The sequence below is a fragment of the Nonomuraea fuscirosea genome, from assembly GCF_003001935.1.
Lineage (GTDB): Bacteria > Actinomycetota > Actinomycetes > Streptosporangiales > Streptosporangiaceae > Nonomuraea > Nonomuraea fuscirosea.
This window is the reverse complement of sequence record NZ_PVNG01000010.1, coordinates 215761-229619: the sequence shown is the minus strand read 5'-3', so window position 1 is coordinate 229619 and position 13859 is coordinate 215761. Positions and strand designations below refer to the sequence as shown.

13 protein-coding genes are annotated in these 13859 nt (G+C 69.8%); 4 read left to right on the top strand and 9 right to left on the bottom strand.

What is annotated here, in order from left to right:
* Nucleotides 1-12: 12 nt before the first annotated feature.
* The 6 genes from B0I32_RS24005 to B0I32_RS23980 all read right to left on the bottom strand — a co-directional run bounded on the left by B0I32_RS24005 (nt 13) and on the right by B0I32_RS23980 (nt 4215).
* A complete protein-coding gene (locus tag B0I32_RS24005; RefSeq protein ID WP_106243249.1) occupies nt 13-483 on the bottom strand; it encodes an anthrone oxygenase family protein in 471 nt (156 codons plus the stop codon).
* 10 nt (nt 484-493) lie between these two features.
* Complete coding sequence (locus B0I32_RS24000; protein ID WP_106243247.1) at nt 494-958, bottom strand: SRPBCC family protein; 465 nt, start codon at nt 956-958, stop codon at nt 494-496.
* Nucleotides 955-1218, bottom strand: coding sequence for an acyl carrier protein (locus B0I32_RS23995; protein ID WP_106243245.1), 264 nt, complete (start codon nt 1216-1218; stop codon nt 955-957). The genes B0I32_RS24000 and B0I32_RS23995 overlap by 4 nt, the downstream gene beginning before the upstream one ends.
* A 92-nt stretch (nt 1219-1310) precedes the next feature.
* The gene (locus tag B0I32_RS23990) at nt 1311-2534 is read right to left on the bottom strand and encodes a ketosynthase chain-length factor (RefSeq protein ID WP_106243243.1); all 1224 of its coding nucleotides are present in this window, start codon (nt 2532-2534) and stop codon (nt 1311-1313) included.
* Complete coding sequence (locus tag B0I32_RS23985; protein ID WP_106243241.1) at nt 2531-3802, bottom strand: beta-ketoacyl-[acyl-carrier-protein] synthase family protein; 1272 nt, start codon at nt 3800-3802, stop codon at nt 2531-2533. The genes B0I32_RS23990 and B0I32_RS23985 overlap by 4 nt, the downstream gene beginning before the upstream one ends.
* Entirely contained in the window at nt 3799-4215 is a 417-nt protein-coding gene (locus B0I32_RS23980) for a cupin domain-containing protein (protein ID WP_245955993.1), read from the bottom strand. Before B0I32_RS23980 ends, B0I32_RS23985 begins: the two co-directional genes overlap by 4 nt.
* A gap of 179 nt (nt 4216-4394) precedes the next feature.
* Here B0I32_RS23980 and B0I32_RS23975 point away from each other — a divergent pair, with 179 nt between their 5' ends.
* A complete protein-coding gene (locus B0I32_RS23975) occupies nt 4395-5909 on the top strand; it encodes an FAD-dependent monooxygenase (protein ID WP_106243236.1) in 1515 nt (504 codons plus the stop codon).
* 4 nt (nt 5910-5913) lie between these two features.
* Here B0I32_RS23975 and B0I32_RS23970 read toward each other — a convergent pair whose 3' ends face one another.
* The 3 genes from B0I32_RS23970 to B0I32_RS23960 form a co-directional block, all read right to left on the bottom strand.
* Complete coding sequence (locus B0I32_RS23970; protein WP_219911988.1) at nt 5914-7899, bottom strand: KedN5 family methylcobalamin-dependent radical SAM C-methyltransferase; 1986 nt, start codon at nt 7897-7899, stop codon at nt 5914-5916.
* A gap of 93 nt (nt 7900-7992) precedes the next feature.
* Complete coding sequence (aepY, locus tag B0I32_RS23965; RefSeq protein WP_106243234.1) at nt 7993-9225, bottom strand: phosphonopyruvate decarboxylase; 1233 nt, start codon at nt 9223-9225, stop codon at nt 7993-7995.
* Nucleotides 9164-10099, bottom strand: coding sequence for an isocitrate lyase/phosphoenolpyruvate mutase family protein (locus B0I32_RS23960; protein WP_106243232.1), 936 nt, complete (start codon nt 10097-10099; stop codon nt 9164-9166). The genes aepY and B0I32_RS23960 overlap by 62 nt, the downstream gene beginning before the upstream one ends.
* A 152-nt stretch (nt 10100-10251) precedes the next feature.
* Here B0I32_RS23960 and asnB point away from each other — a divergent pair, with 152 nt between their 5' ends.
* The 3 genes from asnB to B0I32_RS23945 are packed head-to-tail and all read left to right on the top strand — an operon-like array spanning nt 10252 to nt 13858.
* Entirely contained in the window at nt 10252-12102 is a 1851-nt protein-coding gene (asnB, locus tag B0I32_RS23955) for an asparagine synthase (glutamine-hydrolyzing) (RefSeq protein ID WP_181307704.1), read from the top strand.
* Nucleotides 12102-13091, top strand: coding sequence for an ABC transporter ATP-binding protein (locus tag B0I32_RS23950; RefSeq protein WP_106243227.1), 990 nt, complete (start codon nt 12102-12104; stop codon nt 13089-13091). The genes asnB and B0I32_RS23950 overlap by 1 nt, the downstream gene beginning before the upstream one ends.
* Nucleotides 13088-13858 (top strand): ABC transporter permease, encoded by a 771-nt coding sequence (locus B0I32_RS23945; protein ID WP_106243224.1) that lies wholly within the window; start codon nt 13088-13090, stop codon nt 13856-13858. Before B0I32_RS23950 ends, B0I32_RS23945 begins: the two co-directional genes overlap by 4 nt.
* Nucleotide 13859: the final 1 nt, after the last annotated feature.

Genomic DNA, 13859 nt, shown 5'->3' with positions numbered 1-13859 from the left:
TCCGGCCGCACGTCAGATGAGCAGGGAGACGGCGGCCACGTTGACCGTGAACGCCAGGACTCCGCAGACGGTGCGGGCCAGGTTCCAGGCGGCCCACGCGCGCCGTGGGTCCAGCTGCTCCCAGTCGGCTGGCAGGTTGTGCGCGTCCAGGCGCATCACCTTGCGCTTCAGCGGGACGTTCCTGAAGCGGGAGATGATGATCACGGCGAGCGCGGCGACGGCCGACACGGCGAAGAGCGCACTGGCCGGTCGCGCCGGCGCGAGGATCGCCAGGAGCGCACCCAGGACCACGGTCACGCTGACGAGCAGCGGCTGGAGCCCGTCGAAGCGGCTACCCCAGAACTGGTGGATCTCGACGTAGCGCTCCGCGGGCAGGCTGAGCAGGAGCGGGACTCCGCCCATGACCGACCACAGCAGGACGCCTGCGGCGATGCCGCTGGCCAGGAGCGCGACAGCGATGAGGATCGGGAGGTAGGCCTGCATGTCTCCTCCGTCACCGATCGCTCGACGGGGCGGCCGCGGCCTCGACCTGCTTCTTGATCCGGGCCAGCTGAACCACGGAGTTGCGGTTGATCCGATCCCGCATCGTCGCGTCGTCCACGGGAGCGTCGGACCTCATCGCGAAGTCCTGCAGCCAGCGCATCTCCACGCCACCGGGCACCTCGTGATACTCCCAGCGGATGTTCATGAACTCGAACACGCCCTTCTCCACCCGGTGTGCGGTGACGGTGCGCGACTCGGGGTCAGGCGTACGCTCGGACACCCAGGTCCACTGATTGCCGTTCTCGTCAGGGTGCATGGTGAGCCGGAAACGGATCGTCGCGCCACGCGTCTCCAGGATCTCGGCCGCCGAGTACTCGCTGAACAGGTCCGGCCAGGTGGAGACATCGTTGGTCATACGCCAGACGAGGTCCATCGGAGCGTCGATGACGACGGCGTTGTCGGTGTGCACGCTCATCGGCTGACCGCCTCACGCAGTCGCGCGTTCACGAAGTCGACCACGGCCGCGGGCGTGGGCAGTTCCTGGACGGCGGCGTCGGGCACGACCACGGCGTACTCGTCCTCGACGCGGCCGGCCAGTTCGAGGACGGCCAGGGAGTCATAGCCGAGATCGCCGAAGGCGATGTCGGCTATGTCGCCTTCCAGCGAGGTGACGTCGGACTCCCCTCCGCTCGCTCGGAGGATGCGCTTGAGATCATCGAGCGTGAACTCTCTCACGATGCGTTCTCCCCTAGTGACGTGTCGTTTCCGGTTACGGTGAAACGACCATTGGTGATCCTGGTAAAGACGGGTCGGTTACCGAACGACGTTCAGTCGAGAATCAGTCGAACGATCAACGCGGCGTTGAATCCGCCATGGCCGCGCGCCACGACGAGCGCGGTGCGGAGTGTGGCGGGACGAGCCTGATCGACGACCAGATCGAGGGCGGACGCGAAGGCAGGACGGTGGATTCCCACCGTGGGCGGGATGGTCTGGTCGCGTAGCGACAGCAGCGCGGTGGCCACGTCCAGAGCGGCGCCGCCGGCGTACAACCGGCCCGTCATGGTCTTGGGCGCGGTCACCGGGACACTCCGCTCGCCGAACAGCGAGACCAGGGTCTCCGCCTCCAGCCGGTCGGCCGACGGCGTCCCATGGGCATCGGCGAACACGACATCGATGTCCCCGGCGGTCAGTCCGGCGTCGTCGAAGGCGACCTGAATGGCGCGGCGCAGGTTGGGAGGTCGTCGCGAATCGGGAGGGGGGTCGAATGTGGCGCCGTAACCCACGATCTCGCCGTACACGTCGGTGACGCCGCGCCGCCGCGCCTCGTCGAGATCCTCCAGCACCATCATGGCGCCGCCCTCGCCGGGCACGTAGCCGTCGGCTCGCCGATCGAAGGGCAGGTAGGCCTGCTCGGGGACGGTTGCGCGGCTGATCTGCCCGTTGGTGAACTGGGCCACGATCCCGTACGGACACAGCGAGGCGTCCGTGCCGCCGGCCAGCACCAGGCGGGCGCCACCACGCAGGATCCGCCTGGCCTCGGCCAGCGCCTCGATCCCTCCGGTCTGCTCGGTGGCCAGCACGCGGCAGGGACCGCGCATTCCGTACCTGATGGAGGTCTGTCCGGTGGAGGCGGCGTAGAACCAGGCGATCGACTGGTAGGCCCCCACGGACCGCGGTCCCCTGCTCCACAGCTTCTGGATCTCCCGCTGGCCGAACTCCGTGCCGCCGGAGGAGCTGGCCGTGACCACGGCCATGTCGTATTCGGGAAAGGCGGCCGGATCGGCGTCGGCGTCGGCCAGGGCCATGGCCGACGCGGCCAGGCCGAGATGGGTCCAGCGGTCGGTCTGGACGGCGATGCGCCCCGGCACGTGGTCCTCGGCGGCGAACGCCGGCACCTCCCCCGCCAGGCGGAGGGGGTAGGACGAGGCGGCCGGCCGGGTCATGGGAGCGATGCCGCTCCTGCCGCTCAGCGTGGCCGCCCAGTAGTCCTCGAGATCGGCGCCGTTGGGGGCGACGACGCCGATGCCCGTCACCACGGATCGAGCTCTCATCCCCGGACCGCCCCCAGCTCCTGGAGGATCATCGCGCTCTGGAAACCACCGAAGCCGCTGGCCACGCTGAGCACGCCGGCCACCCGGCATTCCCGCGCCGTGAGCGGAACGTAGTCCAGATCGCATTCGGGGTCGGGGGTGTGCAGGTTGGCCGTAGGCGGGACCACACCGCGGTTGATCACCAGGGCGCACGCCGCCAGTTCGATGGCGCCGATCGAGCCCAGCGAATGCCCCACCATGGACTTGATCGAGCTGACCGGGATCTCGCGAGCCCGATCGCCGAGACTCCGCTTGAAGGCGGCGGTCTCGTGCCTGTCGTTCTGTTTGGTCCCCGAACCGTGGGCGTTGATGTAGTGGACGTCCTCGGCGGACGCCTGGGCCTCGTGCAAAGCGTGCCCGATGGCCTCGGCCATCTCGCGCCCGTCGGGTTTGAGACCGGTCATGTGAAAGGCGTTGCTGCGCGTGGCGTAGCCGGTGATGGCGGCATAGATGTGTGCTCCACGCCGCCTCGCCTCGTCCTCCGGCTCCAGAACGAACGCGGCGGCCCCCTCACCCAGCACGAACCCGTCACGGTTCAGATCGAAGGGCCGGGAGGCGTGCTCGGGATCGTCGTTGTTGGGCGATGTGGCCTTGATCGCGTCGAAGCACGCGACACTGATCGGCGAGATGGGGGCGTCGGTCGCCCCCGCGACGACCACGTCGGCGGCCCCCTCCTCGATGATGCGGGCACCGTGGCCCACCGCGTCCATGCCGGAGGTGCAGCCCGTCGAGATCAGGGCCACCGGGCCCTCGGCGCCGCAGGCCCAGGCCACCTCGCGGGCCAGCGTGCTGGGCACCATGTAGTCGTACAGGTGCGGCACGGCGTAGGCGTGGTCGACGTCCCAGTGCCTGCCGTGGTCACTCAGCACGACGTACTCCTGCTCCAGCCGCATCGTGCAGCCCACAGCGCTGCCGAGCGCCACGCCCACCCGGTGCGGATTCAGCCGTTCCGGCTCCAGCCCCGAGTCGGACACCGCCTCCCGCGCGCTCACCACGGCCAGCTGGGCCGCGCGGTCCATACGGCGGATCTCCCGCGGGGTGAGCCCGAGCGCCGCCGCGTCGAAGTCACATTCGGCGGCGACCCTGGACCGGAAGCCGGTGGGATCGAACAGCGAGATGGTGCGCGTCGCCGTTTTGCCGGACGTCACCAGGTCCCAGAACGCCTCCCGGCCCGTGCCGCCCGGTGCCATGACACCGATGCCGGTGATGACGGCCCGCCGGGGACTCATCGAGTCGGCTCCCCGTCAGGTCGCGTCGCCCGGCTGCCCGGCGGCTCCTCCGTGTCGACGTGCCCGAGCTCAGGTGCGGGGGCCAGCGGGCACAGGTGGAAGACGACCTCGACCGGGTCGCTCGACGGGTTCTCCAGCCGGTGGCGGATGCCCTTGGGGACGAGGATCGCCTGGCGCGGCGCGAGCGGAACGGGGCTTCCCTCGATCCGCAGCACCGGCCGCCCGGACATCACGTAGAGGTGCTCTTCCGAATAGGGATGGTAGTGCTCGGAGACGAACTCTCCAGGGGCCAGCGTGACGACACCCATCAGGCCCGTGGAGGAGCCTCCGCTCTTCGGGCTGAGCAGGATGCGGATCTCGCCGCCGCGCTTGGTGTTGACGACGGCGTCACTGAAGTCGATCACAGTGTCCATGGTCGGCATGAGACTCCCTATGAGCGCGCGGATATCCCCTCAATGTGAACGAAGCGCTTCGAAGGCCGTTAGGGAATGGTTCGTGAGACAGGCTCGAACCGTCTCCAAGCGGATCGCGAGCCGCCGGTGCTTCACTCGCAGACCTCCGGCAACGCGACGTCAGGACTCAAGGAGGAACGATGAGGCACGAGACGACCGAGGTGCTGATCGTGGGGGGTGGACTCACCGGGCTCTCCGCCGCCGCCTTCCTCTCGGCCCAGGGCGTGGCCAACCTGCTCGTGGAGAAGCATGAAGGGCTCTCCATTCATCCGCGTGCCCGGGGGTTCAACCCCAGGGGCATGGAACTGCTCAGGGCACTCGGCCTGGAAGCGGAACTGCTCGCCGCCACCGGCGGGTTCGCCGACTTCGTCACCAGAGCGCGGGTGGAGTCGCTGATGGGGCCGGAGTTCGAGAGCGTCACCCTGCCGCTGCGCGCCGACCTGCGCGACATCAGCCCGTCGCGGTGGTGCCTGAGCAGCCAGGACCGGGTCGAGCCGCTGCTGTACGCGCGAGCGCGAGAACTGGGCGCCCAGCTGTCGTTCGGCACCGAGCTGATCGGGTTGGAGCAGGACGACGAGGGGGTCCTCGCGCGGCTGCCGGATCGCACGGTACGCGCCCGGTACGCCATCGCCGCGGATGGAGCCCAGGGCGGCGTCCGCGAGCGCCTGGGCATCGCCCGCACCGGCCCCGGCGTGCTGGCGAACCAGATGAGCATCCTGTTCCGCGGTGACCTCAGCGGTCCGTTGCGCGGCCGTCGCTTCGCCGTCTGCCAGATCGTCAACCCCGAGGTGCAGGGCATCCTCGCGCACGACGACACCCTGAGCATCGGCACCCTCATCGTGCGGTGCCGGCCGGAGGACAGGAGTTTCACCGGCGAGCGGTGCCTCTCCCTGATCCGCGGGGCGGTGGGCGACCCGGCCTTCGACGCCCAGATCATCGCCGCCATGCCGTGGGAACTGGCGGCCTGGTCGGCCGCGCGGTACCGGGTGGGCAGGGTCTTCCTGGCCGGGGACTCGGCGCACGTCCTGCCTCCGGTCGGGGGCTTCGGCGCCAGCCTGGGCATGCAGGACGCGTACAACCTGGCGTGGAAGCTCGCCCACGTGCTCCACGGCCGGGCCGGAGCCGGCCTGCTCGACACCTACGACCCCGAGCGCCGGGCGGTCGGAGATCTGACCGTGGCCTACAGCCATCGGCGCATCGCCGCGGGCAGGGGTGTCACCGGAGGCGCGGCGCCGCTCGACGGCCTGGACGAGCTGACCATGACCTTCGGCTACCGGTACGGCGCGGCGCCGGAGGACCCGCACCGGCCGAGCGCCGCCCCCGGCGCTCGTGCTCCGCATCTCGTGCTCGAGCGGCGGGGCGATCTCCTGTCCGTGATCGATCTGTTCGGTCGCGACCTGGTCCTGCTCGCCGGGCCGCAGGGCGGCGGCTGGCGGGACCCGGCGCACCGGACCGCGCGGCGCCTGTCCGTCCGCCTCGACGTCCACGTGCTCGCCGGGGAACTCCTCGACGCCGAAGACCGCTGGGAGAAGGTCTACGGCCTGGGCGGCGATGGAGCGGTGCTGGTGCGCCCCGACGGCTTCGTGGCCTGGCGGAGTGATCTGGAGGAGTCGCTCGACCAGGCCGTGAAGCGAGTGCTGTCGCTGGGCGCGTGACCGGTTACGCGCAGCTTCCCCTGTCGGAGAGCAGGGCGGTCACCGCCCCGGCCATCGGGGCGGCCGGCGCCTCGGCCGCCCCCGCGGCCGCGGCGGCCAGGGCCTCCTCCTCGGGCATGCCGACGAAGTGCACGACCTCCTCGTGGTTCGTGGAGCCGATGAAGTTCTCCGCGCCCGCGCGGTAGTACAGGGTCACCGCGGTTCGCACGGGCTCGATGTGGGGCTTCTCGCCGGCCCGTAGCTCACGGATGATGCCCGGCGCGTCATAGCTCAGGACGAGGCCCTCACGGACGAAATAGGTCTCGCCCCGGACCGAGCGCGTCGGGAGGACCTCGGCGGGCGTGCCCGCCTTGGGATGGTGGTAAAAGGGCTGAGTCAGCAGGTCGTAGTCGAAGATCACTTCCAGCACGGGTCGTGACTCCGGTTCCAGCAGCGGCGTGACCGCCTCGTCCCACCATCGACGCAGGAGCCGGCGCGCCTCGGGGTCGCCGAACAGATACTTGACCGCGTCGCCGTAGGCGACGTCGCTGTTGGCCTCCGTGGCGGCGGTGACCGCCGCCTGGAGCGGGACCGCGGCCGGATCGTCGGTGCTCGACACCCACGCGTCCAGCGTGCGCAGCACCCGCGACTGGGAGACCCCGCCGATCTCACGCAGGCCCACCCAGGTATGCCGGAGGACCGCGTTCTCCGCGACGACGCGGCTCCAGAACAGGAACCGCTTCATCAGCTCGTTGTCGGAGAAGGAGACGGTGTTGTGAGCGAGGATGTACTCGAAGTCGTCATGGTCACCGCGGACCGAGACGATCCCGTGCTCGGCCTTCTTCTCCGCGTATTCGGTGTTGGGCAGCAGATGGAGCGGATAGACCGCGATCCGCGAGACGTGCCGCGAGAGCCGGTCGTAGCCTTCGAAGAAGGTCCCCAGCGTCTCGCCCGGCGCGCCCCAGATCAGCTCGGCGTAGGCGTCGAGTCCCTCCCGATCCAGCCATTCCGCGAGGTCCTCCCAGTCGTTGACCTTCATGTTGCGCCGGTTCATCAACTGGAGCGCGTCGTCGGTGAGCGTCTGGAGGGCGAGGGTGAAGGAACTGCGCAGTCCTTCGCGCTTCATGGTGCGGACGATGTCGTAGAAGACCTTGGACTTGTTCTTCGCCCACGAGGTCTCCAGGGCTCGCGGATAGCCGTAACGGTCCCTGACCGCCAGCAGGTCCGTCACGAACTCCGCGTCGATCGGCAGCATCCCGAAGTTGGCGTCGCACAGCACGACCGTGTGCACTCCGTGACCGGCGAACAGTTCCAGCTCCGCGCGCAGCCGCTCGCGGGAGAACGCCCGTACCCGCTGGCCCACCGCGCCGCCCCAGTAGCAGAAGGAGCACTTGTACGGGCAACCGCGGTTGGTCTCCATGAGCGCGACGTCGTACCTGAAGCGGCCTGCGGCGTCGGTGAGCTCGATGGCGCCGCTCAGGAAGGGGGACGGGATGATGTCGAGGTCGTTGATCCGTTCTCTGGGCGGTGTGGTGACCACCTCTCCCTCGGCGTTCATGAACGAGATGCCGCCGATGCCGCCGAGGTCGGTCGCCGGGACGCCGGCCAGCCGAGCCTTGAGCAACTCGACGAACACCTCCTCCCCCTCACCGTTGACGATGACGTCCACCTCGGGAAACATCCTGAACGTCCGCTCGGCCTGGTTGGCGACATGGGTGCCGCCGAAGATCACCCAGCCGTCCGGGTTCATCTGCTTGAAGGTCTCGGCCAGCGCGCCGAACTTCTGGTAGTTCCAGCCGAGCACCGAGAAGCAGATGACGTCGGGCGCGCCGGCGTTGAAAACCTCGACGGCCATTTTCATGAGCGTCACGCCGCCGCGGAAGTTGTGGATCGTCGCGTCCACCCGCGAGCGCAGATAGTCGTCGGACGACACCATGGCCTTGAGGTAGCCCGAAGCGAGTGGCATCGACTCCAGCGGCATGTCCCAGACGCCCTGTTGCAGGAGATACACAGATAGATTGCGTTGATCGGCCACCACGCGTGCTCCTCTTGAATGTGCCTGCGAGTGATGACGTGATGGTGAGCGCACCGATTAGAGGGTCATTCAAGTCTGGGTGGAAGGCCTTGCTGGGGCGTGCGTGAGGAAATCCCTGAAGCGCCGGGCGACGTCGGCGGGATGCACGGTCGGCCGCCCCAGCGAGGCCGGGGATCCCGGCCTGATCGACAGATGGATGAAGGCCGGGCCTGATCCGAGCACGGCGGCTCGCAGGGCCTGGCCCAGCTCGTCGAGGCTGCGGCAGCCGTGGACGTACTGGTAGCCGCTGGCCATGGCGATCGCGGGCAGGTCCGCCTGGTGCGCCAGCGTGCGCTGGCCGCCCGTCGAGTCATGGACGCCGTTGTCCAGCACGACGTGCACCAGGTTCCGCGGCTGGCACGCGCCGACGGCCGTGAGTGTGCCGAGCCGCATCAGGGCGGCGGCGTCGCCGTCGATCACCACCACGGACCGGGAGGTGCTCAGCGCCGCGCCGAGCCCGACCGCCGCCGCCGACCCCATCGCGCCCACCAGATAGAAGTGCTGGGGGCGGTCGGCGAGGGTGAAGAGCTCGCGGCTGGTCATGCCGGTCGTGGAGACGATCGCGGCGTCGTCGGGCACCACTTCCAGGATCCGGTTCAGCGCGGCGGTCCTGGTGGGGCCTCGCCCCTGTGCGACCGCGGGCCACCGTACGCACTCGGTCCGGGTCCTGTCGGGAGAGGGCTCGTGCAGCGTCGTGGACAGGAACGTCCCACGCCGCACCACCCACGCGTACGGCACGCCGCCCTCCTCCATCTGCCTCCATCCCTCGTCGAGGGTGGCGTCGACCCGGTCCGCCTCCGCGGGCAACACCTGCCAGCCGATCCGCAGCAGGTCGAGCATGTCGCGGGTGATCTCGCCCATGAGCACGTGCTGTGGCTCGTCGGGACGCTGCGGCTCCCCCCGCCAGGTCACGATCAGCGGCACCGGGATGCGATGGGGATGGGTGAGTGACGTCAGCGGGTTCACCATGTTGCCCAGACCGGAGTTCTGGCTGAACACGCACGCGGTCGAGCCGGCCAGCCACTGCCCCGCCGCGATGGCCAGCGCCTCACCCTCCTGGGTGGCCCGGACGTAGGCGACCTCGGGGAAGCTCGCCACCGCGTTGATCAGCGACGCCACATGGGAGCAGGGGACGCCGGTGAACGCCGTCACCCCTCGTCGCCTCAGAGCGGAGAGGAACGCGGTGGGGTCGAGCACCGCCTCACGCCCCCAGCTCGGCGTAGCCGTTGAGCTTCGTGAGCAGTTCCGCGTAGTGCTGCTCATCGCGTTCGAGCTCCTCGTACTCCAGCAGCGTGAAGATCTCCTTGAGCGTGCTGATCGAGTCGTCCAGCTCCGTGGGCCCGTTCTCGCGCAGGACCAGGCAAGCGCGCCGCATGGCGGCCGTGGCCGCGCGCAACGCCTGGTTGGCCCAGATCACACCGCTGATGCCCAGGCTCTGGAATCGGCTCATGGGCGTGGTGTGGTAAGTCGTGGGCGCCAGAATCAAGGGCAGCCGGTCATTCCAGTGGGCGCAGAATTCGGCGATCTCCGCGACCGTCGGCTGCCTCGAATGGATGAAGATGGCGTCCGCGCCCGCCGCCTGGTAGGCGGTGGCCCGCTCTAGCGCGACCTCCATGCCGGCCCCCGCGATCAGGGCCTCCACCCTGGCCGTGATCACGAAGTCGGGGTCGGTCACGGCGTCCCGGCATGCGGCGATCTTCCCGCACATCTCGGCGACGGGGGCGAGGGCGTGGGCGTCGCCGACGAAGGAGTTCATCTTGGGCGAGGCCTTGTCCTCCAGGCAGATGCCGGCCGCGCGTGCCCGCTCGGCCCGGCAGGCGAAGCGTCGTGCGGTGTTGAAGTTGCCGTGGCCCGTGTCGCCGTCCACCAGCACGGGCACGTCCGTCACCGCGGTGATGTGCTCGACGACCTGGATCAGCTCCGTCCACGACGCCTCCTCGCAGTCGCGCACGCCGAGGGCGGTGGACATGCCCAGCCCGGATGCCCACAGAGCGGGGAACCCGCAGTCGGCCCCGATGCGCGCGGACAGTCCGTCGTGCACGCCGAGGAGCGGGAACACCGCCGGGTTTCGCAGGAGTTCACGGAGCCGGGCTCCCTGACCTTGAACGGCACGGCGGTCGGAATGGGGTGACGACACGGTTCCTCCTCGCGAGGGCGATGACTGGCCGGGTCATTGTCATTCGCTCGATTCGAGTCTCGGTCGAGATCCGAACCGAGCGTTCCTCGACCGGCTCTCTAGACCGCCCGTGCATGCTCTGCTCAGCCTCGGCAAGAAGGAAGGACTTTCACATGGGCGGGATGGCCGGATGGATCGACTACCAGCGTGACCTCACACCCGCCCGTGACATCGTCGCCACCATGGCCGGCCGGGTCGCCTGGCGAGGGCCGGGCGGATACGGGATCTGGAGTTCCCCCCGCGCCGTCATCGGGCACCACCGGCTCGCTCTCGTCGACGTGGAGGGCGGCGCTCAGCCCTTCGTCGTCGAGGAGGACGGGCGCCCGCTGGTCGTGATCGCCCTCGACGGCGACATCCACAACCACCGCGAGTTGCGGGCCGCGCTGAAAGGGCACGGGCACGACTTCCGCACCTCTGGCGAGGCCGAGGTCGTGGCCAGGGCGTACCTGGAGTGGGGGACCGAGTGCGTGAGCAGGCTGGACGGCGTGTTCGCGATCGCGATCTGGGACGTGCGCGGTGAGGAACTGCTGCTGGTCGGAGACAGGCTGGGGCTGAGATCCATCTACTACCAGCCGACCCCCACCGGCGTCCTGTTCGGCTCGGAGCCCAAGGCGCTGCTGGCCCATCCGGAGATCGACGCCGTGGTGGAGGAGGACGGGCTGCGGGACGCGCTGTCCTTCACCGTCGTTCCCGGCAGGTCGGTCTACAAGGACATGCGGCGGCTCAACCAGGGGCACCTGGTCAGGATCACCGCCGGAGGAGTGAAGGAACAGCGGTACTGGACCCTTGAGGCCGCGCCGCATCCCGACTCCGCGGCCCGTACCGCCGCGACCTGGCGCGAGCTGCTGGAGGCGGCGGTCCACGCGCGGCTGGACGTGGACGTCCCGGTCGGCGTGCTGCTGTCGGGCGGTGTGGACTCCAGCGCGCTGGTGGCGCTGGCGACCAGGGCGATACGCGAGAGAGGCGGCCCCGCCCTGCGCACCTTCACCCTGGACTTCGCCGGCACGCAGACGGGGCCAGGACTGCTCCAGGTGTCGCGGGACGCGCCTCACGCGGCCATGATCGCCCGCGAGTTCGGCACCGACCACACGGAGATCGTGGTCGACAGGGCCGAACTGGAGGACCCGGTACTCCAGCGGACGATGGTCGCCGCACAGCAGGATCGCCCGACACCGACCAGCGACTTCGCCATCGCCCTGCGCCACCTGTGCCGGACGGTGAGCTCCAGCGCGCCGGTCGTGCTGAGCGGACAGCAGGCGGGGCTGATGTTCGGCGGCGCCTTGGGCATGAGCGACGAACAGAGCACCGGCAGCGCCACCTTCCCCTGGATCTCCTTCACCCAGCGCCGGACCCACCGCAGCGGCATCGGCACCGGCCTGCTCGCGCCCGACCTGCTGGAACGGCTCGACCTGCCCGGTTACTGCGCCAGGAGGTACCGGGAGACCGTCGAGGCCGTGCCCGTGCTCAAGGGTGAGACCGGGCCCGCCAGGAGGGCGCGCGAGCTGCGGTATCTCAGCCTGTACGGTTGGCACGAATACGTCACGGTCTTCGACACCGGCCTCACCCAGACGGCCGGCCTGTCGGCCCGCTGGCCGTACTGCACGCCCGAGATGATCCAGTACTGCTTCAACATCCCGTACGACATGAAGGGTGCGGACGGCGGGCCGTTGAACGTGGCGGCCGCGGCACTGCGCGACGACCTGCCCGAGCCGATCCTGAACAGGACGCCGAGCCCCTTCCCCATCGGGGCCGGTCCGCACGGCGGCGCGGCCATGCGGGAAAGGCTGGCCACGCTGATCAAGGACGGCGGCAGCCCCGCACTGGACCTGATCGACGTCGCCGCGGCCAGGAAACTGCTCGATTCGCCGCCGCGGCCCGAGCGGGCGTGGCGCGATCGCACCGACATCCACATGGTCCTGCAGCTCGATGCCTGGCTGGGCGGATACCGAGTGCGGCTCGTCTGATGGCGGGCGAACCGAGAACCGTCGCGCCGGCCAGGGCCGCTCCCGCTGCCCATCCGGCCGCGATCGAGGTGCGGTCCCTGGTCAAGACCTACCCGCGCGGGGTACGGGCGCTGGACGGGATCTCCTTCAGCGCCGCCCGCGGTGAGATCACGGCCGTCCTCGGCCCCAACGGAGCGGGAAAGTCCACGCTGATCAAGGCGATGGCCACGCTGACGGGGTTCGACGCGGGAAGCATCGGCGTGGACGGCGTCGACGTCCGCACGCGGCCCGCCGAGGTGCGGCGCAGGATCGGGGTGGTCAGCCAGAGTTACTCCTCCGACCCGTCGGCGACGGGATACGACAACCTCCGGCTCCAAGCCAGGATCTACGGCTTACGTGGCGACAGGTTGCGCGCCCGCCTGCACGAGCTGCTGGACTGGATGGACCTGGGCAGCGCCGCCGGACGCCTGGTGCGCACCTACTCGGGCGGTATGCGGCGCAGGCTCGAACTCGCCATGGGGCTCGTCCACGAGCCGGCCGTACTGGTTCTGGACGAGCCGACCGCCGCGGTGGACCCGGTGGCGGCCGAAGGCCTGTGGTCACTGGTCACCGAGCTGTGCCGGGACCGGCGGATGAGCGTCCTGCTCACCACGCACCAGCTCGACGAGGCCGACCGGCTCGCCTCGTGGGTGGTGATCCTGAACCAGGGCGCCGTGGTCGTCCAAGGGTCACCGCAGGATCTGAAGGAGGAGCTCAGCGGCGACGTGGTCGCGGTGCGGCTGACCGACCCCGCCACCGCGCGGCAGGTCGAGGCCGCGATGAAGCGGCTCGCGCAGGTCAGGAACGTGGCGTGGACCGGGGCGGAGCTGCGGGCCGACATTCAGGGGGACGCGCGGGCGCTCGGCTCGGTCCTGGAGGTGCTGACGGCTCACTCGGTCACGGGGCCGGTTTCGGTGAGCCGCCCGTCGCTGAACGACATCTACTTCCGGCACGCCGGAGGCCACCGATGAAGGCGGTGGCGGAGCACTCCCTCCTGCTCTCGACGCGCCAGCTGCGGGTGTTCACCAGCCGCTCCTGGTATCTGGTCGCCACCCTCGCCCAGCCGCTCATCTGGATGGTCTTCCTCAGCGGCCTGCTCAGTGGAGTGGCCCGGTTGCCGGGATTCCCGGCGGCCAGCTACCCCCAGTTCCTCACTCCGGGGATGGCGGCCGTGGGCGCCATGTTCGGCAGCGCGTGGGCCGGCCTGACCATGCTCATGGACCTCGAACGAGGTGTGCTGGACCGGCTGCTGATGTCGCCGGTCAGGCGCGTCGCGATCATCACCGGCAACCTGATCCCACAGGCGCTGATCGCCGTCGTGCAGACCCTCGTCCTCCTGGCCGCGGCCCTGCTGCTGGGGGTCCGCTATCCGGGCGGGCCGGTCGGCCTGACGGTGATGACGGCCGCGGTGGTGCTGCTGGCGCTCACGGTCGCGGCCCTGTCCAACACGCTCGCGCTCCGGGTCCGCAGCCGGGAAGTGCAGATCACCGTCATCCAGCTACTGATCTTCCCGTTCGCCTTCCTGTCCACGGCTTTCATGCCGGAAGGCCTCATGGCCTCATGGCTGCCGACCGCGCTGAACCCGGTCAGCTGGGTCGTGGACGCGAGCAGGACGGCACTGAGCGCCCAGCCGGACTGGCCGGCTGTCTGGCTCAGGCTCGGCCTGCTGACCGCCGTCTGCACCGTATCCGTCCTGACCGCTGTGAACGCCTTCCGCTCCTACCAGCGGTCCGTCTGAA

Coding starts and splice junctions, on each gene's coding strand:
- aepY (WP_106243234.1), bottom strand. CDS start 9,225: ATGAGCAGCACTACGCGGAACTGCTCACGAAGCTCAACGGCTACGCCG.
- B0I32_RS24000 (WP_106243247.1), bottom strand. CDS start 958: ATGAGCGTGCACACCGACAACGCCGTCGTCATCGACGCTCCGATGGAC.
- B0I32_RS24005 (WP_106243249.1), bottom strand. CDS start 483: ATGCAGGCCTACCTCCCGATCCTCATCGCTGTCGCGCTCCTGGCCAGC.
- B0I32_RS23945 (WP_106243224.1), top strand. CDS start 13,088: ATGAAGGCGGTGGCGGAGCACTCCCTCCTGCTCTCGACGCGCCAGCTG.
- asnB (WP_181307704.1), top strand. CDS start 10,252: ATGGGCGGGATGGCCGGATGGATCGACTACCAGCGTGACCTCACACCC.
- B0I32_RS23975 (WP_106243236.1), top strand. CDS start 4,395: ATGAGGCACGAGACGACCGAGGTGCTGATCGTGGGGGGTGGACTCACC.
- B0I32_RS23950 (WP_106243227.1), top strand. CDS start 12,102: ATGGCGGGCGAACCGAGAACCGTCGCGCCGGCCAGGGCCGCTCCCGCT.
- B0I32_RS23990 (WP_106243243.1), bottom strand. CDS start 2,534: ATGAGAGCTCGATCCGTGGTGACGGGCATCGGCGTCGTCGCCCCCAAC.
- B0I32_RS23980 (WP_245955993.1), bottom strand. CDS start 4,215: ATGGACACTGTGATCGACTTCAGTGACGCCGTCGTCAACACCAAGCGC.
- B0I32_RS23985 (WP_106243241.1), bottom strand. CDS start 3,802: ATGAGTCCCCGGCGGGCCGTCATCACCGGCATCGGTGTCATGGCACCG.